The sequence below is a fragment of the Stenotrophomonas sp. 57 genome, from assembly GCF_030291075.1.
Taxonomy (GTDB): domain Bacteria; phylum Pseudomonadota; class Gammaproteobacteria; order Xanthomonadales; family Xanthomonadaceae; genus Stenotrophomonas.
Window position 1 is genome coordinate 2,971,336 of the sequence record NZ_CP127407.1, and the last position, 20,552, is coordinate 2,991,887.

16 protein-coding genes and 1 tRNA gene are annotated in these 20,552 nt (G+C 67.8%); 8 read left to right on the forward strand and 9 right to left on the reverse strand.

Annotated elements, in window-relative coordinates; genetic code table 11:
* Positions 1–3: 3 nt before the first annotated feature.
* From mutL to QP512_RS13795, 4 genes are all read right to left on the reverse strand, one after another.
* Positions 4–1,908 (reverse strand): DNA mismatch repair endonuclease MutL, encoded by a 1,905-nt coding sequence (gene mutL, locus QP512_RS13780; RefSeq protein ID WP_286069162.1) that lies wholly within the window; start codon positions 1,906–1,908, stop codon positions 4–6.
* A 121-nt stretch (positions 1,909–2,029) separates the two neighbouring features.
* Entirely contained in the window at positions 2,030–3,592 is a 1,563-nt protein-coding gene (locus tag QP512_RS13785; RefSeq protein ID WP_286069163.1) for an N-acetylmuramoyl-L-alanine amidase, read from the reverse strand.
* Between the two features lie 82 nt (positions 3,593–3,674).
* Complete coding sequence (tsaE, locus tag QP512_RS13790; RefSeq protein WP_286069165.1) at positions 3,675–4,157, reverse strand: tRNA (adenosine(37)-N6)-threonylcarbamoyltransferase complex ATPase subunit type 1 TsaE; 483 nt, start codon at positions 4,155–4,157, stop codon at positions 3,675–3,677.
* Positions 4,154–5,638, reverse strand: a complete 1,485-nt coding sequence (locus QP512_RS13795) for an NAD(P)H-hydrate dehydratase (protein WP_286069166.1) — start codon at positions 5,636–5,638, stop codon at positions 4,154–4,156. Before QP512_RS13795 ends, tsaE begins: the two co-directional genes overlap by 4 nt.
* A gap of 23 nt (positions 5,639–5,661) precedes the next feature.
* Between QP512_RS13795 and queG the strand changes: the two genes are divergently transcribed.
* Positions 5,662–6,732 carry a tRNA epoxyqueuosine(34) reductase QueG gene (gene queG, locus QP512_RS13800; protein WP_286069168.1) on the forward strand — a complete coding sequence of 357 codons (1,071 nt, stop codon included), beginning with the start codon at positions 5,662–5,664 and terminating at the stop codon, positions 6,730–6,732.
* Positions 6,733–6,776: 44 nt separating this feature from the next.
* Positions 6,777–8,108, forward strand: a complete 1,332-nt coding sequence (xseA, locus tag QP512_RS13805; RefSeq protein WP_286069169.1) for an exodeoxyribonuclease VII large subunit — start codon at positions 6,777–6,779, stop codon at positions 8,106–8,108.
* Between the two features lie 535 nt (positions 8,109–8,643).
* Here xseA and QP512_RS13810 read toward each other — a convergent pair.
* Positions 8,644–9,540: a M48 family metallopeptidase gene (locus QP512_RS13810; RefSeq protein WP_286069170.1), complete on the reverse strand. Its 897-nt coding sequence runs from the start codon at positions 9,538–9,540 to the stop codon at positions 8,644–8,646.
* Between the two features lie 89 nt (positions 9,541–9,629).
* Complete coding sequence (locus QP512_RS13815) at positions 9,630–11,522, reverse strand: formylglycine-generating enzyme family protein (RefSeq protein WP_286069171.1); 1,893 nt, start codon at positions 11,520–11,522, stop codon at positions 9,630–9,632.
* Positions 11,523–11,607: 85 nt separating this feature from the next.
* Here QP512_RS13815 and rnd point away from each other — a divergent pair, with 85 nt between their 5' ends.
* Both rnd and QP512_RS13825 read left to right on the forward strand, forming a co-directional pair.
* Positions 11,608–12,687: a ribonuclease D gene (gene rnd, locus QP512_RS13820; RefSeq protein ID WP_286069172.1), complete on the forward strand. Its 1,080-nt coding sequence runs from the start codon at positions 11,608–11,610 to the stop codon at positions 12,685–12,687.
* A 54-nt stretch (positions 12,688–12,741) separates the two neighbouring features.
* Positions 12,742–13,851, forward strand: a complete 1,110-nt coding sequence (locus tag QP512_RS13825) for a hypothetical protein (RefSeq protein WP_286069173.1) — start codon at positions 12,742–12,744, stop codon at positions 13,849–13,851.
* Between the two features lie 75 nt (positions 13,852–13,926).
* On the opposite strand, the gene QP512_RS13830 is transcribed toward QP512_RS13825, so the two are convergent.
* Positions 13,927–16,257: a TonB-dependent receptor gene (locus QP512_RS13830; RefSeq protein WP_286069174.1), complete on the reverse strand. Its 2,331-nt coding sequence runs from the start codon at positions 16,255–16,257 to the stop codon at positions 13,927–13,929.
* 226 nt (positions 16,258–16,483) lie between these two features.
* The gene (locus QP512_RS13835; protein WP_286069175.1) at positions 16,484–17,065 is read right to left on the reverse strand and encodes a TetR/AcrR family transcriptional regulator; all 582 of its coding nucleotides are present in this window, start codon (positions 17,063–17,065) and stop codon (positions 16,484–16,486) included.
* A 101-nt stretch (positions 17,066–17,166) separates the two neighbouring features.
* Between QP512_RS13835 and QP512_RS13840 the strand changes: the two genes are divergently transcribed.
* From QP512_RS13840 to QP512_RS13855, 4 genes are all read left to right on the forward strand, one after another.
* Positions 17,167–18,222, forward strand: a complete 1,056-nt coding sequence (locus QP512_RS13840; protein WP_286069176.1) for a sugar phosphate isomerase/epimerase family protein — start codon at positions 17,167–17,169, stop codon at positions 18,220–18,222.
* Between the two features lie 21 nt (positions 18,223–18,243).
* Entirely contained in the window at positions 18,244–19,137 is an 894-nt protein-coding gene (locus QP512_RS13845; protein ID WP_286069177.1) for an alpha/beta hydrolase, read from the forward strand.
* The gene (locus QP512_RS13850) at positions 19,127–20,053 is read left to right on the forward strand and encodes an alpha/beta hydrolase (RefSeq protein ID WP_286069178.1); all 927 of its coding nucleotides are present in this window, start codon (positions 19,127–19,129) and stop codon (positions 20,051–20,053) included. Before QP512_RS13845 ends, QP512_RS13850 begins: the two co-directional genes overlap by 11 nt.
* Positions 20,054–20,145: 92 nt before the next feature.
* A tRNA-Ala gene (locus tag QP512_RS13855) sits at positions 20,146–20,221 on the forward strand.
* Between the two features lie 62 nt (positions 20,222–20,283).
* Here the strand turns inward: QP512_RS13855 and QP512_RS13860 are convergent.
* The gene (locus QP512_RS13860) at positions 20,284–20,454 is read right to left on the reverse strand and encodes a hypothetical protein (protein WP_286069179.1); all 171 of its coding nucleotides are present in this window, start codon (positions 20,452–20,454) and stop codon (positions 20,284–20,286) included.
* Positions 20,455–20,552: the final 98 nt, after the last annotated feature.

Here is a 20,552-nt window from a genome sequence, read left to right on the forward strand (position 1 = left end):
CCCTCAACGTCCGCGCAGGAACCAGCGGTCGATCTCCGCCAGCGAAAAACGGGCCCAGGTCGGTCGGCCGTGGTTGCACTGCCCGGACCGCTCGGTGATTTCCATGTCGCGCAGCAGCGCGTTCATCTCCGGCACGGTCAGGCGCCGATTGGCGCGCACCGCACCATGGCAGGCCATGGTCGACAGCAGTTCGTCGCGCGCACTGGCCACGCGGCGGCTCTGGCCGTGCTCGCGCAGGTCGGTCAGCACATCGCGCAGCAGTCCTTCCGGCTCGGCATGCGCCAACAGCGCTGGAATGCTGCGCACATGCAGGGATCCGGGGCCAGCGCGGGTCACTTCGAAGCCGAGCGCCGCCAGCGTTTCGGCCTCGCTTTCGGCAGTGTCGGCCTCACGCTCGCCCACCGCCAGCGTGATCGGCACCAGCAACGGCTGCGACTGCAGGCCGATACCGTCGTGCGCGTTCTTCAGGCGCTCGTAACCGATGCGCTCGTGCGCGGCATGCATGTCGACCACGATCAGGCCTTCTGCGTTCTCGGCCAGGATGTAGATGCCATGCAGCTGCGCGATCGCATAGCCCAGCGGCGGCACACCGGCATCGGCACGGGTGACCGGCAGGCCATTCTCGGTGGGCATCGACGGCAGCGCCGCCCCGCGCTCGGCACCGGCCGGCGTGGCATACAGCGCGGCGTAGGCCGCCGGAGCATCGGCCACCTGCAGACCAAGGGGCTGCTGCGGGCGCCATCCGGAGAAACCGCCACCACCGCCGCCCGACCCGGCTCCGGGCGCAGGCCCACGCACCAGCCCGAAACCCGACGCGCCTACGCTCGATGCCATCGCCGCAGCAGCCGCGTCCCCTGCAGGCACCGGACCGGCCCCGATCTCCTGCGCCGACATGCCGGCACGGGTGTCGGCCAGCGCATCCTTCAGCGTGCGGTAGACGAAGTCATGCACCAGCCGCGAATCGCGGAAGCGCACCTCATGCTTGGCCGGATGTACGTTGACGTCGACGCGGGTCGGGTCCAGTTCGAGGAACAGCACATAGGCCGGCTGGCGGCCGTGGTACAGCACATCGCCGTAGGCCATTTTCACCGCGTGGGCGACACTGCGATCGCGCACCGAACGGCCGTTGACGTAGAGGTACTGCTGGTCGGCACTGGCCCGCGAGTAATGCGGCTGCGCGATCCATCCGTGCAGGCGCAGGCCGGCGCCACTGTGATCCACGCGCACGGCCTGGCTGGCGAAATCCTCGCCCAGCGTTTCGGCCAACCGCGCATCGGAATACAGGTCGCCCGGCTTGTAGCGGCGCGAGGCCTTGCCGTTGTGCGACACGCGCAGCTCCACATCCGGTCGCGCCAGCGCCAGCGACCGCAGCCACTCTTCGATATGGCCCAGCTCGGTGCGTTCGGCACGCAGGAACTTGCGTCGCGCCGGTACGTTGTAGAACAGCTCGCGCACTTCCACCGTGGTGCCCGGTGCATGCGCGCGCGGTGTCACTTCGCCGATCTTGCCGCCTTCGATCTGCAGCGCCGATCCGTGTTCGTCATGCGCGCGACGCGAGGACAGGGTGAAACGGCTGACCGAGGCGATCGAGGGCAGTGCTTCACCACGGAAACCGAGCGTGGCCACCGATTCGAGGTCGTCGAGGTCGGCAATCTTGCTGGTGGCATGGCGCGATACCGCCAGTGGCAGCTGTTCCGGCGCGATGCCACTGCCGTTGTCGCGGATGCGGATCAGGCGGACACCACCCTCTTCAAGATCGATATCAACACGGCTGGCACCGGCATCGATCGCGTTCTCGACCAGCTCCTTGACCACCGACGCTGGACGTTCGACCACTTCGCCGGCGGCGATCTGGTTGATCAGGATTTCCGGCAACGGCCGGATCGGACGCGGGCCGGGCGCGCTCATGGTAGAGGATGGGCAGCAGACTTCATGGGTCGATGATAGCGGAGCCGCCCGTTGTAGAGTCGACTGTCAGTCGACAGCTCCCCGCCGGGCGCAGAAAACCCCGCGCTCTACAGGAAGCGGGTTACTTGCTACCGCCCGCCATGGTCCCGGCGGCGTCGATTTCGGCCTGGGCGCGGGCCGCGTACAGCGTGCCCGGCGGTGGCTGCCGGCTGAAGAAGGTGTGCACGCCATCGAGCACGGCACCGGCGATCTTGCGCTGGTAGGCCGGATCGATCAGGCGGCGCTCTTCGTCCGGATTGGAGATGAACGCGGTTTCCACCAGCATCGCCGGCATGTCCGAGGTGCGCAGCACGGCGAAGTTGGCGCGTTCGATGTTCGGCTTGTGGTTGTTGCCGATCCGCTTCAGGCCGCCCAGCACGTGGCCGGCGGCATCTTCGGACGCCTTCATGTAACCGCTCTGGGCCAGGTCCAGCAGCACGTTGGCGAGCGTGCCCTCGGTCTGCTGCAGGCGTACGCCCCCCACCAGATCCGCCGCGTTTTCCTTGTCCGCCAGCCAACGGGCACGCTGCGAAGAAGCCCCCTTGGTCGACAGCACATAGACCGACGAGCCGGTGGCCGAACGGTTTTCGGCCGCATCGGCGTGGATCGAAATGAAGATGTCGGCCTTGTTCGCACGTGCCTTCTGCGCACGCATCGGCAGCGGGATGAACACGTCGCTGTCGCGGGTCAGATAGGCCTTCAGGCCCGGCGTGGCATTGACCTGACGGGCAAGCTCACGCGCCACCGCCAGGGTGACATCCTTTTCGCGCTTGCCGGTCGGACCGATCGCGCCGGGATCCTGACCACCGTGGCCGGGATCGATGGCAACCACCAGATGACGCATGCCGGCCTGCATGCGGATGCGCGAGGCATCGCTGGGCATGGCCGGGCGCGGCGGTTCCACCGGCGTCGGTGCCGGTGCCGGCACGGTCGCCGGTGGCGTGGTCACCACGGCAGCGGTGCGCTGGCCGGCGAGGATCGCGGCCGGCGAGGAAGATGGTGAGCTGCTGGCCACGGTACCGGCCGCCGCAACCTGGGCCGGCGCGGTGGACGGCGCCGGCGTCGGCGTGGCGGGTGCGGCGGCAGTGGCACTGGCCTGCTGCCGCACCTGCGCGGTCAGCAGCGCGGTCGCGCGCGCGGCATCGGAACGCGACTGAGCGCTTTCTGCCGGCGTCGGTGCCGGCGTGTTGGCCGCTGCCTGCGGCTGCACCGCGGGTGTCGCTGCCGGACGGCTGGCAGCCACGGCCGGGCCATCGCCCGGCCATTCGATCACCAGCTTGGATTCATTGCCCTCGCGCTGCATCTGCGGGCGGAACGGCGCCACCGATTCCGCGAGGTCGAAAACGACTCGAAAGGTGCCCGGCACCGGTTGGCCGGTACGCACCGCCGTGACCACGCCCTGCGCGGCCGGCATCTTCAGGTTGCGTATGGCGCTGGAGTCGGGGAAATCGACCACCAGGCGGTTCGGTCCGGCCAGCGACAGGGTCTTGTAGCCGCCACTGCCGACCAGCGAGATCTCGGCACGGGTGCCGGTGGCGCCCGTATTCAGCAGCACCTGGCGGACCTCACCGGCACACGCACTGGCGCTCGCCAGACTCAGTCCGACGGCGGCACAGATGGCGATGAGACGGTTCCCCGGGCGCATGGCTCAGGATTCAATCACCGCGCTGAACGGAATGCAACACCTTTTTCCTTAATAATCCGTAACCTGCCGGTGTTTGTTCTCGTCAGCCGACAGAAATGGCCTGCAAGTCGCCCCCTTGGGGGAGCTGTTTCAACCATTCATGTCCGACGTCGCTGGCTGCAGTGAGACGCACGCGACGCCCCTGCCCTTCGATGTCCAGCGCCACCACCAGGTCGGTCGGCGGCAACGCGCCAGCGCCCCGCTCGGGCCATTCGACCAGCCACAGTACCGCACTGCCCTCGTCCAGGCCGAGGAAGTCCAGTTCGCCCGCCTGGCCGATGCGGTACAGGTCCAGGTGCCAGGCCTCGCCACCGCTGGCCAGCGGATAGCGCTCGACCAGCGTATAGGTCGGGCTGCGGATGGCACCCTGCACGCCCAGCGCGCGCAGCAGTGCACGGGCCGTGGTGGACTTGCCGGCACCGAGGTCGCCGCGCAGTTCGATCAGCGCCTGCGGCGGTCGGGTCGCCGCCAACCACTGCCCGAGCAGTTCGGTTGCGTCGCTGTCGGCAAGGAAGAAATCAGTCATGAAGAGTGTTCCGGGTTGGCCAGTCGCCGCAGCGGCACCAGCAGATCAGTGGGAAGCAGGCCGCGTGCGCCGTCGGCGGCCGCAGCGTCGCCAGCGAGCGCATGCAGCAATGCACCAGCGGCGGCAGCGTCGAAGGCAGCCAGCCCTTGCGCGCGCAGGCTGGCAATGATGCCGGTGAGCAGGTCGCCCATGCCCCCCACGGCCATGCCGGCATTGCCTGCAGCGATCAGCCGTGGCGCCTGCCCGGGCGCCGTCACGATGCTGCCTGCGCCCTTCAGCACCACCACGGCGTGGAAGCGTTCGGCCAACGCCTGCGCACAGCGGTAGCGATCGGCCTGGATGTCAGCGGTACTGCAGCCGAGCAGGCGCGCCGCCTCACCCGGATGTGGCGTCAGGATGGCGCCCGGTAGCGCGCGCGGATCCTGCGCCAGCAGGTTCAGTGCATCGGCATCAACCACCAGCGGTTTGTCGCTGGCCAGCACCCGCGCAAACAATACGTGCGCCCATTCGTCCTGGCCCAGGCCGGGGCCGATCGCCACCACCCTGGCCTTGTCCAGCAGCGCCGGCAGAACATCGCCATCTTCAAGCGCATGGGTCATGGCTTCGGGCAGGCGAGCGAGCAACGGGCCGACGTGATCGCGCCGGGTGCCCAGGCTCAGCAGCCCGGCGCCTGCGCGCAATGCGGCTTCGGCCGCCATCGCGATGGCGCCGCCGCTGCCATGGTTGCCGCCGACGCACAGCACGTGCCCGGATTCGCCCTTGTGGGTATTGGCACGACGCGGCGGCAGCAGCGCCGGCAGGCGCGCCTGCGTCCAGTGCTCCACAGTGGGTGACACGCCCTGCCATGCAACCGCAGGCAGCTGCAGCGGCGCCAGCGCCTTCAGGCCGCAATGATCCAGCGCATCACCGGTATACAGGCCGCGATGCGGCACGATGAACTGCAGGGTCAGCGCGGCGTTCACCGCCACACCCGGCACCGCGCCGTGGTCGGCATCCACGCCACTGGGGACGTCCAGTGCCAGCACCGGTGCTGCCTGTGCGTTGAGGGCGGCGATCAGCGCCTGCGCCGCGCCTTCGGGCGCGCGGTCGAAGCCCAGCCCGAACAGGGCATCGACCCAGATGTCGGCCTCGGGCAGCGCGCCGCCGAAACAGGTGATGGTGCCGCCCTCGGACTTGAAACCCGAGGCTGCTCGCTGTGCCAGCACGGTTGACGGTGGCTTGCCCGGCAAGGCGATCACCGCCACCTCGCGCCCGGCCTGCTGCGCGTGACGTGCCAGCACCAGGCCGTCGCCGCCGTTGTTGCCCGCTCCGACCACCACGCCGATCCGCCGCGCCTGCGGCCAGTGCTGCAGCAGGCACTGCCAGGCGGCCTGGCCGGCCTGCGCCATCAGGCCCCAGCCGCCATCGGCAGCCAGTGCCGAGGCCTGCGCATCAAGCGCTCGCGCGGCAGCGGAATCGAAAAGATCGGCAAGGTTGGCCATGCAGGGATTTTATACTGGTGCACATGTCCCCCGCCCCCACCCTTGTCGATCCGGCCCAGGCCGTGCAGCGCATCCGCGAACTGGCGCGTGCGCATGGCTTCCAGCGCTGCGGCATCGCCGGTATCGAGCTGGGCGAGGATGAGGCGCACCTGGCCGACTGGCTGGGCCAGGGCCTGTACGGCACGATGGACTGGATGGCGCGCCACGGCACCCTGCGCGCGCGCCCAGCCGAACTGCTGCCCGGCACGGTACGGGTGATCTCGGTAGGCATGGACTACAGCCACAAGGACGACACCGAAGCCTGGGCCACCCTGGCCGATCCGGGCCGCGCCTACGTGGCCCGCTACGCGCTGGGCCGCGACTACCACAAGCTGATGCGCAACCGCCTGCAGAAGCTGGCCACGCAGATCAACGATGAAGTGGCGCCGCTGGGTTACCGCGTGTTCGTCGATTCGGCCCCCGTGCTGGAACGTGCACTGGCGCGCAACGCCGGGCTGGGCTGGATCGGCAAGCACACCTGCCTGATCGATCGCCACGGTGGTTCGTGGTTCTTCATCGGCGAGATCTACATCGATCTCCCGCTGCCGATCGATGTGCCGGCCACGGCACATTGCGGCACCTGCACACGCTGCATCGATGTCTGCCCGACCCAGGCCATTACCGGCCCGCAGCGACTGGACGCACGGCGCTGCATTTCCTACCTGACCATCGAGCACGACGGCGCCATTCCCGAAGACATGCGGCCATTGATCGGCAACCGCATCTACGGCTGCGACGACTGCCAGCTGGTCTGCCCCTGGAACAAGTTCGCCAAGCGCACCGACGAAGCGGATTTCCGCGCACGCAACAACCTCGATACCGCGCGGCTGGACCAGCTGTTCGCTTGGGATGAAGCCGAATTCCTGCGCCGTACCGAAGGCAGCCCGATCCGTCGCAGTGGCCATGAGCGCTGGCTGCGCAACATCGCGGTGGCACTGGGCAATGCACCGACCACAGCGGAAACGCTGGCCGCACTGCACACCCGCGCCGACCATCCCTCGTCACTGGTGCGTGAACACGTGCGGTGGGCACTGGGCCAGCACGCACCGCGCTGACGTGCGATCCTGAGCGCCCGTTCCACCTGCCGCACGCCGTTCCCATGCAGCCACGCAACAACGACATCCTCACCCCCAGCCAGCTCAATACCCTGGCCCGCGACCTGCTGGAAGGCAGCTTCCCGGCGATCTGGGTCGAGGCTGAGCTGGGCAGCGTGGCGCGCCCCGCTTCCGGGCATCTCTACTTCACGCTGAAGGACGCGCGCGCCCAGCTGCGGGCGGCGATGTTCCGGATGAAGGCGCAGTACCTGAAGTTCGTGCCGCGCGAAGGCATGCGCGTGCTGGTGCGCGGCAAGGTGACGCTGTACGACGCCCGTGGCGAGTACCAGATGGTGCTGGACCACATGGAGGAAGCCGGCGAAGGCGCACTGCGCCGCGCATTCGAGGAGCTGAAGGCACGCCTGGAGGCCGAAGGCCTGTTCGACCCGGCGCGCAAGCGACCGCTGCCCGCACATGTGCAGCGCCTGGCGGTGATCACCTCGCCCACCGGCGCCGCCGTGCGCGACGTGCTGAGCGTGCTGGCCCGCCGCTTCCCGCTGCTGGAAGTGGATCTGCTGCCGACCCTGGTACAGGGCAGCACCGCTGCCGCGCAGATCACCCGCCTGCTGCAGGCGGCCGATGCCAGTGGCCGCTACGACGTGATCCTGCTGACCCGTGGTGGCGGCTCACTGGAAGACCTGTGGGCGTTCAATGATGAAGCGCTGGCGCGCGCGGTTGCGGCCAGCAGCACGCCGGTGGTCTCGGCCGTTGGCCACGAAACCGACTTCAGCCTGAGCGACTTCGCCGCCGACCTGCGCGCGCCGACACCGTCGGTGGCCGCCGAACTGCTGGTGCCGGACCAGCGCGAACTGGCGCTGCGCCTGCGCCGTACAGCGGCACGCATGGTGCAGCTGCAGCGGCACACGATGCAGCAGGCGATGCAGCGCGCCGACCGCGCCCTGCTGCGCCTGAACGCGCAGAGCCCGCAGGCGCGCCTGGACCTGCTGCGCCGCCGCCAGCTCGACCTGGGCCGGCGCCTGCATGCCGCGTTCAACCAGCAGCAGGAACGCCGTGCCGCGCGCCTGCGTCATGCAGCGGCGGTGTTGCGCGGGCACCATCCGCAGCGCCAGCTCGACACGATGCAGCGCCGCCTGGCCGCCCTGCGTGGGCGACCGCAGGCTGCAATGCAGCGCCTGCTGCAGCGCGATGCACTGCGCCTGCGCGGGCTGGCGCGTTCACTGGAAGCGGTCAGCCCGCTGGCCACCGTGGCTCGTGGCTACAGCATCCTCACCCGCAGCGACGACGGCACGCTGGTGCGGAAGGTCGATCAGGTACAGCCAGGCGATGCGCTGCAGGCGCGCGTTGGCGACGGCGTGATCGACGTGCAGGTCAAGTAGAGGGTTGTTCGGCAGGGCTGCGCCCTGCACCTGCAGAGGCTTCAAGCCAAGGCAACGTCAACGTCAACGTCAAAAGCGAGCATTCCGTGGGATGGCGGGGCGGTGTCGGAGTGCGGGGACGCCGCAAGTACATCCTTGTAGGCTTGGCAGCCGCATCCATGCGGCTGACACCCCGCACTCCGACACCGCCCCACCTCTGACAGTTTTCCGCGATCGGGTAGATCCACGCCATGCGTGGATGACTCTCTTCCAGATATCGAATCAATTCGGGGTCAGATCCGTTTTCCTGCGGAAAACGGATCTGACCCCAAGCGCCATCCCGGCAGATCGCGGACATCTGTCGAAGGCGGGGTGGGTCCGGTTGCGGGGGCGTGAGCCGCATGGATGCGGCGACCGAGCCTACATGGACGTATTTACGGCGTCCCCCGCAACCGGCCCCACCCCGCCATCCCACAGGGAACCCGCTTCTGCTTCGGCTATTGCTGTTGCCTTGGTTCACAGCGGGTGCAGGGCTGCAAGCCCTGCCGAACACCCCCTACTTCGCCTGCTCGCAGAACTTCTGCCGGTACTCGAGCGCCTTCGGCATCAGCGCCTGCAGATTCTGGATGCGGGTGCCGGGGTTGGGGTGGGTGGAGGCGAACTCCGGCGGGGCCTGGCCGCCGCTGGCCTGCCCCATCCGCTGCCACAACGGCACCGCCTCGCGCGGGTCGAAGCACGCCGCTGCGGCCAGCATCAGCCCCACTTCGTCGGCCTGCGTCTCGTGGCTGCGCGCATACGGCAGCAGGTAGCCATAGCCCATCGCCGACATCATCATCTGTTGCTGCTGCGCATCCATGCCGCTGGCGGCGCCGGCCATCTGCCCGATCTGGGTCAGCTTCTGCTGCGCCATGCGCTGCGCGCCGTGGCGCAGCAGCGCGTGGGCGATCTCATGGCCCATCACCACCGCCATCGCATCGCGGGTGCGCGCCACCGGCACCAGCCCGGTGTAGACCGCCATCTTGCCGCCCGGCAGGCAGAACGCATTGGCCTGGTCGGACGGAATCACGTTCACTTCCCACTGGAAATCCCGCGCGAAGTGCGCCGGCTGCACGCCATGCTCCTGCGCCAGTGCGGTCTCCACCACATCGACCTTGGCGATCAGGCGCTCAGCGATGTCACGCACATCACGCGCGATCGGTGCATTGGGATCCATCGGCCGCTCCTGCGACAGGATCTGCTGGTAGGCCTGCAGCCCCAGCGCGGTTTCCTGCCGCGCGTCCAGACTGCTGTCGATCATCACTTTCTCGCCGGTGTACGGATCGACCGTGCGGTTGGAGAACCAGTAGAACACCGCATAGCCGGCGGCCAGCAGCAGCACCCACCAGCGGATGTTGCCGAACAGGCCGCGCCGCTGCGGTCCTTGCGGCGAGCGGGAGAAGGGATCGTTGCGCATCGGGTGGACTTCCTGCTGGCCCCGCCGGCCGGCGGGCACGGCGCAATCTTAGTGCGCGGCTGCCCGCAGCGGGTGAAGCCGGCTGTCCCTCAGATGCCGCGCACCAGGCGGAAGCCGATGCGGGCACTGGTGGTGTCCGAATCTTGGGATTGCCGCCAGGCCGCACGGGTCTGTTCAGGCGCATTGGCCCAGTTGCCACCGCGGATCACGCGCGACCGGCACCCCGGGTTGAACCAGGCCGCACCATCGGACGGCGCGCGGCGGTAGCTGGCGTGCCAGCAGTCGGCCACCCATTCGCTCAGGTTGCCGCCCATGTCGTGCAGGCCGAACGCATTGGCCTGGAAGCTCGCCACCGGCGCCGGCCCCCACCAGCCATCGCCATACCCGATAAACGCGTTGTGCCAGTGCCGGCCCGAGGGGGAGACGTCCTTGCTGCCGGTGAAGTTGCCGCTGCCTGGCGGCGGCACGCCTGCATCGCCCCACGGATAACGGCCGCTGCTGCCGGCGCGCAGCGCGTACTCGAACTCGGCTTCGCTGGGCAGCCGGTAGCTGCGGCCGGTCTGCTCGGACAGCCAGGCCGCATAGTTCTCGGCATCACGCACGCTGACATGCATCACCGGCGAGTTGCCCAGCGCGCGGCCACCGTCGTAGTCCGAGCGCCAGTCCACGCCACTGCGGCGGATGAAGTTGCCGCTGCGCTCGTCATACACCACCGAATGGCCCCGCCGGGTCGCACGCGGGCGCGCATTGGAGGCTTTCACGTAGCGTTCGAAATCGCTGACCGTGACTTCGGTGATCGCCATTGCAAAGCCACGATCAAAACGTACGTAGTGCGAAGGCCGCTCGGAATCCGTCGATCCCGGTTCGGCATCACCGGCACCCATCTGGAAGCCGCCGTGCGGTACCACCACCATCTGCGGCCCGCGCCCGCCGTCGCGCATGGCGTCGCTGAACACCTGGCCGGGGCGGAAGCTGCCGTAATGCGTCGCCAGGTCGATGCGCTCGCGCAACTGCCCCACCACGGCGTCACCCGGCAGGGCGATGCGCAGCGCCTCGGCCAGCTTCTCGCGCGCCGGCTTCAGGCCCTGCGGCGTAGCGAGATCGCGCAGGCCATCATCACGCAACTGCAGCAGCGTGGCGGCGCGGATCTGCTCGATGCGCTCGAACGCGTCGGCAATCGTCGGCGACGAATCGCGCACTTTGCTCGCTTCAGCCAGCCAGGTCCCCGCGCCGGCGAAGTCGCGGGCCCGCGCGGCATCCTCGGCACGGCGGATCAACCCGCTCTCGGCTGCGGCCAGGCCCTGCCGTGCGCGGCTGTTGCTTTCGTCCAGCGCCAGCGCCTCCCGGAAATTGCCGATGGCGCCGTCGCCATCCTCGCCGATCCGGTCCGAGCGCAGGTCCTCCTCGCCGGCGCGGTTGTAGGCCACCACACGCTGCGCCAACTCCACCCGCGCCTGCAGCGCACGCACCTTCTCGTCCTTCGGCGCCAGAGTCAGCAGCACCAATGCCTGGCGGCTGGCCTCGGCCAGGGCCTCGCGCTGTTTGAGTGGCCGCACCAGCAGCGCATCCGCCTGCTGCTGCAGGCGCTGGCGGGCACGCTGCAGGCCCAGCCGGGCCTGGCGGTCATCCGGGTCTTCTTCCTGCACCGCCAACCACAGCGGAATGGCGGCGTCGGCGTCCTCATAGAGCCGTCCTTCGACGAAGGCCTGCTCTGCGGCACGGCGCAACTGGGCCAGGCTGCGGTTCTGGCGGTCCACCCGCGGCGGCGTCCACTGCAGCACGTCCTCGGCAGCATCATCGCCGGCGATGGTCACGCTGCCCTGCCCGGCCTGCGGGCGGGCATCCGTGCCGGTATCGGCCTCCTCGGCGGCGGCAGCCTTCCCGCTGGCGGCCGGTTCCGCCGGCGCGGGCACCGACGGCGTGCAGCCGGCCAGAGCCACGGCCAGGGCGGTGCACAGCACGGGCGACAACGGAAAACGCAAGCAGAGCCTCCTTCGGCACGGACGCGGACCGACGTTAGGCTATTCTCCCCTGCCTGAGCAAACCCGAGTAGTAGGCCCCCGACCCGTGGCAACCTGGATCACCACCCCCGCCGAGCTGGACGCGTACTTCCAGCAGCGCCCGACCCGCATCGGCCTGGACACCGAATTCATCCGTGAACGCACCTTCTGGCCGCAGCTGGCGCTGGTGCAGATGGCCGTCGGGCAGGACATCCTGCTGATAGACCCACTGATTCCCGGCATGACCGAGGCACTGGCGCCCTGGCTGGCCGATGAATCGATCACCAAGGTGATGCACAGCGCCAGCGAAGACTTGGTCGCCTTCAAGTGGGCCTGCGGCGTGCTTCCGCGGCCGCTGTTCGACACCCAGATCGGGGCAGCGCTGGCCGGCATTGGCGGCGGCATGGGCTACCAGAAACTGGTGGCAGAGATCACCGGCGTGGCGCTGGCCAAGGGCGAGACCCGCTCGGACTGGATGCGCCGTCCACTGTCGGAGTCGCAGCTGCAGTACGCCGCCGACGATGTCGAGCACCTGTTCGCATTGCATGACGCCATCGATACCAGGCTGCAGGCGCTGGGCCGCCAGCAGTGGCTGCACGACGATGGCAAGCGACTGCTGGCAAGCGTCGCCAACGACGAGGACCGCTGGCCGCACCTGGCGATGCGCTCGGCGCAGTTCCTCGACGCCGCCGCGCAGCGCCGCCTGCTGCGCCTGCTGCGCTGGCGCGACGTGCAGGCACGCAGCAGCGACCGCCCACGCAGCTGGATCCTGGACAACGAACTGGCCGCCACCCTCGCACGCACGCCACCGGCCGACGCCGATGCGTTGGGCAAGTTGTTCGAGCAGTGCCCGAAGGCACCGCGCAAGCTGGCCGGCGCCGTGTGGCAGGCACTGGAAACACCGCTGGCCGATGAAGCTGACGCGCCGCTGGCACTGCCAGCCAATGACAGCAACAAGCAGATCCTGAAGAAGCTGCAGGATGCAGTGGCCGAACGGAGCCGCGAGCTGGGTCTGCCGGATGGCATCCTCGCTTCGCGCAAGCATCTGGAAAGCTATCTGGAACGTCGCCAGTGGCCGGCCGCACTGGCCGGCTGGCGCCAGCAGGAACTGGAGTCGCGGCTGCAGGCGCTGCTGCCCGCACGTTGATGGCACAAGGCGCCGGACCACGCCGGCGCGGTTCACCTCAAGCCTGCAGGGGCCGTGCTACGGTTTGGCGGTACTGACAAGGAGACGTCGATACAGACCCTCAAGGTCGCGACCGCCTGCGCACTGCTGCTAACTACGTTGGGCCTGGCATGCTCCGGGCAGGCCGCACCGCTTTCCTATGCACAGGAAAAGGAGAACACAGCCAAGCTGGTGGACATCATTGACGGTGCCACCCGCGACGGTCTGGTTGCCGTGCTGGTGCCGGCCCCATATGTCGTGCACAACGGCGGGCCAGGCGTCGGCTCTCCGGTCCCCGGCTTTCATCTGGGCAACCGCTCGACCGACCTACCCGGGTTCTCGACGCGAGTGTCCTTCCAGCACAAGGACATTCCCTCCCAGGGCTATGTGCAGCTGTTCAACACCAACGAACTGGAAACCGGCCCGCAGCGGACGGTGTTGATGGACGTGTTCGAGGTGCATCTGATTCCGCCGGGCACCTATCTGCTGAACGGTGCGGAGAACTACCGCCTGAACACCCGCGTGGCCAAGCTGAAGCCGCTGGGGACCACGGACGAAGTATCGAAGGACATCGGCGCCACCCGCCTGGCCGACGTCGATTACCGTTTCTATTCCTGGAAGAAGGTCTGGGTACCGCCCGGCGTCCTGACCGATCAGCACTCCCAGCAGGTCTGCATCTCGGTGCATGTGGCCTCCGGCAACTGCGTGGCATGGGGCACCCAGAACTACGAAACCTCGCGCCCGACCGAAGGCTACTGGGATGACAGGATCGTCCCTGAAGACATCCCTGCCGTGCGCATCCAGGCGGTCATCGCCAAGGCCCACGCGCCACTAGCCTTCACTGCCCGCGAAGGGCAGATCCTGCTCAGCCCCTTCATTGTTGCCGCCGACGGCGATATCGATTTCAACGCGAACGACTGCGCACCGGTCGACAAGCTGACGGGATGCGCCCTGCGCCGCTTCACGGTGCACTACCAACCCGCGCCGCTGGACGCTGCACGCAAGCACATCGCAATCACCTCGCGCGGCCTCAACGGCAAGCAGCGCAAGGTACTGGAGCGGATGGAGGCGATGCAGCTGCAGGTGCTCGGCCCCAATGCGCCGTCAGATGCAGCGCTGGGCAAGGGCGTCAGCGCCACGCCTTGAGCACGGATGATGCCTGGCCAGCAACGAAAAACGGCGCTCGATGAGCGCCGTTTCCGTTACACGACGGGGTAAGGCTTACCAGTTCATGTTCAGCGAGACGCCGACGGTACGCGGTTCGTTGTAGACCGCGGCCATGTAGTTCTCGATCACACCCTTGAGGTTCTTCTCGTTGGTGATGTTGCGCGCGAACAGCGCCACTTCGTAGGCACCGTAGTTGCCCGAATAACCGATCTTCAGGCCGCCTTCGAAGTCACCCTTGGAGTTGAACTCCTTGCTGTTGTACAGCACGAAGCTGGTGTAGCCCTGCTTGTTCCAGTCGGTGGAGACGAACATCGTGCCGGCGTCGCTGACCGGGAAGTCGTAGCGGGCGGCCAGGTTCACGTTGTACTTCGGCGCGTTCGGCAGCGGGTTGCCGTCGATCTGCGCGAAGGTGTTGGCACCGACCTTGATGGTCGGGTCATTCACCGTGCACACCACCTGGCCGTTGAGGCCGCAGACCTGCGCGTACACGCGCTTGTCCTTGATCTCGCTGTGCAGCAGGCTCAGGCCGGCGCTCAGGGTCAGGTTCGGGATCGGACGCAGTTCCATGTCGGCTTCAAAGCCGTAGGCCTTGGCCTTGTCGGCGTTGAACAGCACGCCGTTGCCGTCCGAATCGTTGCCGTTGAGCTGGATGTCGTTGACGGTGTAGGTGAACGCGGTAGCGTTCAGGCGCAGGCGGTTGTCCCACAGGCTGCTCTTCACGCCCGCTTCCCAGGACAGGATCGTCTCGGAATCAGCGGTGGTGAAGTCGGCATTGAACACCGCCGAACGGCCCTGGATGGTCGGGCCACGGAAACCGCGCGCGACCTTCGCGTAGACGCTCACGTCCGGGGTGATCTGATACATGGCGCTCAGATCCCAGCTCGGGGTGGTGTCGGACATCTTGACGTCGGTGCGGCCCTTGTAGGTGACCACGCCGGCGGCGGTATCGGCAGTCTTCAGCAGGCGGGTGTGCTTCTCATCCTTGGTCTGGCGCAGGCCGGCAGTGACGGTGAACTTGTCGGTGAAGGCGTAGCTCAACTGGCCGAAACCGGCCCACGACGTGTTCTTGTTGCGCAGGCGCACCCAGTTGTTCGGGTTGCGGGCGGCGCCCTGCAGGAACCACGCGCGCTGGTAGAAGTCAGTGGTGTCGCTGCCGTTGAAGTAGAACGCACCGGCCTGCCACTGCAGGGCGCTGTCGTCATGGCTGGCCAGGCGGAATTCCTGGGTCCACTGGTCCAGGTCGCGGATGCGGCCCATCGACTGGCCGTAGCCATTCGGCACACCGTTCACCGGGAAGTTCGCCGCGGCACCACCGTCGGTGTCACCACGGCTGTAACCGGAGGTGGTCTCATAGGCGGTGATCGAGGTGAAGTCGATCGCACCGAAGTCGTAGCGTGCCTTCACCGAGCCGCCGTAGGTCTTGTACGCCTGCGGGTTGTTGTCGGCTTCGTCATAGGCGACCTTGTCACGCGGCACGTCGGTCTTGTTCGAGCCCTTGGTCAGCGCGCCGCGCAGGAACAGGGTCGAGGTGCCTTCGTAATCGCGGGCGTGGGCCGAGGCCAGGATCGAGAACTGGTCGCTCGGGGTCAGCAGCAGCTGGGCGCGCACGTTGCGGTCATCGAAGCCGCCCATGGCGTTCTTCTTCGGGCTGACCGTGCCGTCGGCGCTCGGGCCGCGGTAGGTGTTGTCAACGTAGTCGTCGCGGTGCTGGTACAGGGCCGACACGCGGAACGAGGCGATGTCGTTGATCGGGCCACCGAAGCCGCCGTCGATGGACACGCTGTTGTAGGTGGCGTAGCTGGCGCTGACGCGGCCGGTGTAGTCCTGGGTCGGCTTCAGGGTGTCGAACTTGACGATGCCAGCGGTGGTGTTCCGGCCGAACAGCGAGCCCTGCGGGCCGCGCAGCACTTCCACCTGGTCCACGTCATAGACCGGGTTGGACTTCAGCACCACGTGCTCCAGCACCACGTCGTCCTGGATGATCGACACCGGCTGCGACGCACCCAGGTAGAAGTCGATGTTGCCCAGGCCGCGGATGTAGAAGCGCGGGAAGATGCGGCCGGTGGTGGTTTCCGCATACAGGCTCGGCACGCGGCCGGACAGCGCCAGCAGGGTGTCGTCGCCACCGGCGGTGAAGTCGCGCATGCGCTCGCCCTGCACCACGCCGACCGAGACCGGCACTTCCTGCAGGTTCTGCTCGCGGTGTTCAGCGGTCACGGTGATCGTGTCCAGCCCGGTCGGGGTCGGCGCGCTGTCCTGCGCGGCGGCACCGAAGCTGCCGACCAGGGCCAGGCCGGCACAGGCCAGTGCCAGCGGGTGGCGGCGGAAGGAAACGAGGGAAGACGACAGACCCGACAGGCGGCGGGAATCGGTATGGGAGGGCATGCAATGCTCTGAGGAGGCGTCCGTGCGGCCTGCGCGAGCCGGGCGGCAAAAAGGAGGAAAACTGCGCAAGCGGCCATTATCCCCCAAATTGTTACGATTTCGTTGCGCAGCACCCAAAGCCGGCGAAACAGGCGGCTTCGGCACAGTCGCCGGACACTGCTCGGGCCCAGCGCATTACCTGCGGTCAGATCCGTTTTCCTCAGGAAAACGGATCTGTCCCCGGCTCTCAGCGCAGCGGGGTCAACGCCACATCGACCATCGCCAGCAGGCGCTCGCGGCTGATGCCGTCACGCGCCTGCACCGAGATGCCATGCAGCACCGTGGCGAAGTGGTCGCCCAGCGCCTGCACCGCCGCGTCGTCGGCCAGCTCCCCCTCGGCCTGCGCCTGCTGCAGGCGCGTGATGATCGCCGCCGTGCGCTGGCGACGATGACTGGCCAGCCACTCCTGCACGCCCTCGCCATCGGGCGACACGCTGCTGGCCGAGGACACCACCAGGCAACCATGCGGGCGCCCGCGACGGGTGTAAGTCAGCACCGCCTCGCGCAGCATCGAACCGATCGCCTCACGCAGCGTCGCCTGCTCCAGCGCGCGCGGCGCGAAACCACCCTCGCCTTCTTCGTACAGCGCCACGGCTTCGCGGAACAACTGCTCCTTGCTGCCGAACGCGGCGTAGATGCGTGCAGAGGCAATGCCCAGTGCTTCGACCAGTGCCGACATCGACGTGCCTTCATAACCGTGCTGCCAGAACAGCAGCATCGCCTTGCGCAATGCCTGGTCCCTGTCGAATTCGCGCGGTCGCCCTGCCATCTGCCTGCCTGCTCCAGTGAGGCGCGCAGTGTAACGCGGGTGTTGACCATCGCGAGGGTCGCGCCTATTCTTTGTCAACCGACAAACAATTGGAGCAACACATGCAGACCCTCAAGGGCCCCAGCCTGCACCTGGCACAGTTCGCCGGCGACCAGGCTCCGTTCAACAGCCTCGCCGGCATTGCCGCGTGGGCCGCCGGCCACGGCTTCAAGGCGCTGCAGATTCCTGCGTGGGATGCGCGCCTGTTCGACCTGGCCACCGCCGCCGACAGCCAGGACTACTGCGACGACATCCGCGGCACCCTGGCCGAGCACGGCCTGCAGGTCAGCGAACTGACCACCCACATCCTCGGCCAGCTGGTGGCGGTGCATCCGGCCTACGATGAACTCTGCGATGGCTTCGCGCCGGAGGCGCTGCGCGGCAATCCGCAGGCCCGCAGCGAGTGGGCGCAGCAGCAGCTGCACCTGGCCGCCCGTGCCTCGCGACGGTTGGGCCTGCAGGACATGGGCACCTTCTCCGGTTCGTTCGCGTGGCCCTACCTGTTCCCGTTCCCGCAGCGCCCGCCGGGTCTGATCGATGCCGCATTCGACGAACTGGCACGACGCTGGCGACCGATCCTCGATACCTGCGAGGACAACGGCATCAACCTCTGCTACGAGATCCACCCCAGCGAAGACCTGCATGACGGCACCAGCTTCGAACGTTTCTTCGAGCGCGTCGGCCAGCACGAGCGCTGCCGCATCCTGTTCGATCCCAGCCACTTCGTGCTGCAGCAGCTGGATTACCTGCAGTATCTGGACATCTACCACCCGCTGATCCGCATGTTCCACGTCAAGGATGCCGAGTTCCGCCCCAGTGGCCGCCAGGGCATCTATGGCGGGTATGCCGACTGGACCGAGCGCGCCGGCCGCTTCCGCTCGCTGGGAGATGGCCAAGTCGACTTCAAGTCGATCTTCTCCAAGCTGGCCCAGTACGACTACCAGGGCTGGGCGACGCTGGAGTGGGAGTGCTGCCTGAAGGACCAGGAAACCGGCGCGCGCGAAGGCGCCGCGTTCATCCGCGACCACATCATTCCGGTCACCGACAAGATCTTCGACGACTTCGCCGGTGCACCGATCAGCACCGCACAGATGCAGCACATGCTCGGCATCGCCTGAGCCACAACGGAACACTCCCCCATGACGACGTCCCTTCCCGCTGGCGCTGCCGGCGACGACACCCTGCGCCACCACTACCTGCGCATCGATGGCCAGCGCGTGCATTGCGTATCCGCCGGCCACGGCGAACCGGTGCTGCTGATTCCCGGTTGGCCACAGACCTGGTACGCCTGGCGCCACGTACTCCACGCCCTGGCCGAGGCCGGTTTCAAAGCGATTGCCGTGGATCCGCCGGGCATCGGCGAATCCGACCGCCCTGCCCACGGCTACGACACCGGCAGCGCCGCCGCCGTCCTGCACCAGACCATGCTGGCGCTGGGCCACGACCGTTACCAGGTGGTCGGCCATGACATCGGCATGTGGATCGCCTATGCGCTGGCCAGCGACCAGCCGCAGGCGGTGCGCCAACTGGCCGTCACCGAAGCGGTGATTCCCGGCCTGGCCCCGGAACCGGGCATCTTCGCCGCACCGGCCGACAACATCTTCCTCTGGCATTTCATGTTCAACCAGGTGGCCGACCTGCCCGAGGCACTGATCAGTGGTCGCGAGCGCGCCTACCTGGAATTCATGTTCGACCGCTGGTCGTATCGCCGCGATGCAGTGGCCGCCGACACCTACATCGCCGCCTACAGCCGCCCCGGCGCGCTGCGCGCGGGCTTCGCCTGGTACCGCGCGATTCCGGAAACGATCCGCCAGAACAAGGAACGTGCGCAGCGCCGGCTGGCGATGCCGGTGTTGGCCATCGGCGCCGAGCACGCCACCGCAGATGCGCCGATGCTGACCCTGAAACCGCACGCCGACAACGTGCGCGGCAGCATCGTGCCGGGATGCGGTCACTTCATCATGGAGGAAGCGCCGCAGGCGTTCCTGGCGCAACTGCTGCCGTTCCTGCAGGAGGCGCGCCATGCAGCTTGAACCCGCGCTGCAGCAGTTCGCCGATGCCGTCGCGGCCCATGCGCTGCCGGACGACCTGCGCGAGCTGCGTGCGATCAGCGAGAGCGCGCTGCCACAGCTGCAGGGCGCGCCGCAGCCGGTTGCGCATGTGATCGAACATGCGGTGATCGCACGCGACGGTCATCTGCTGGAAGTGCGCCTTTACACACCGGAAGGGCTGCCCGATGGACCGGCGCCGGCTTTGTTGTTCGCCCATGGCGGCGGATGGTTCCAGTGTTCACTGGCGGTCTATGACGGCCCCTGCCGGGCACTGGCCAATGCCAGCGGTTGCGTGATTGTCGCCGTGGGCTACCGGCTGGCGCCGGAACACCCGTTCCCGGTTCCACTGCATGACGTTGCCGACGCCTGGTCGTGGCTGCTGGCCAATGCCGAACGGCTGGGCCTGGACGTGCAGCGATTGGCGATCGGCGGCGACAGCGCCGGCGGCAATCTGGCCGCCGCGTGCTGCCTTCTGCTGCGCGATCTCGGCCTGCAGCAACCGTGCCACCAGTTGCTGCTGTACCCGGCACTGGATGCTGGGATGGGCAGCGATTCCTATCGACAGTACGCCAGTGGCTACTACCTCAGTGCCGAACTGATGCAGCGCTGCTGGCAGGCCTATCCCGGTGATCCGGCCACACCGCCGGCACTGGCCTCCCCGGCCCATGCAACGGATCTACATGGGCTGGCGCCAGCCTCCGTGCTCAGCTGCGAGCATGATCCGCTGCGTGACGAGGCCGAACAGTACGCGCGGCGCCTGCAGGCGGCAGGTATCGACTGCACGCTGGAGCGGCTGTCAGGGATGATCCATGCCTGCATCCACCTGCACGCGGTCAGTGCCCGCACTGACGTGGCAGTTCAGCGCGCGGGCACGCTGCTGCGCCAGGCCCTGCGCTGACCGGTTTGGGGCGGCGGCAGGTGTGGGCCTGCGCCGTCCCGGGCCGGCGCTTGGCAAGCCCGGCAGGCAGCGCTACACTGAAAGCCTGCCGTGGGGCCATAGCTCAGCTGGGAGAGCGCGTCGTTCGCAATGACGAGGTCAGGAGTTCGATCCTCCTTGGCTCCACCACTATTCAGAAGAACCCGTGGATCCCCGTGATCTGCGGGTTTTTTCTTTTCAGCGCCCGCGGCTCAGGCAGGCTCCTCGCCGCCGTCCTTGCGCTGCGGACTGCGCGAATGCGCATCGCGCACCTGTTGATCGCGCTGCCCCGGCCGCTGCCTGGCCACATCGTCCTGCTTCCTGTCCTGGCGGCTTTCCTGGATGCCCTGCTTCGGGTCCTGATCCTGGTCTCGCTCGTTCATCGAATTCTTCCACGCCGGCGACGGGCCCACGTTGCCGATCAGGCTAGAGGTTGCCGGGTAAGCCGCAGGTCAGTCCTGTGCCAAGGTCATGTGCAGGC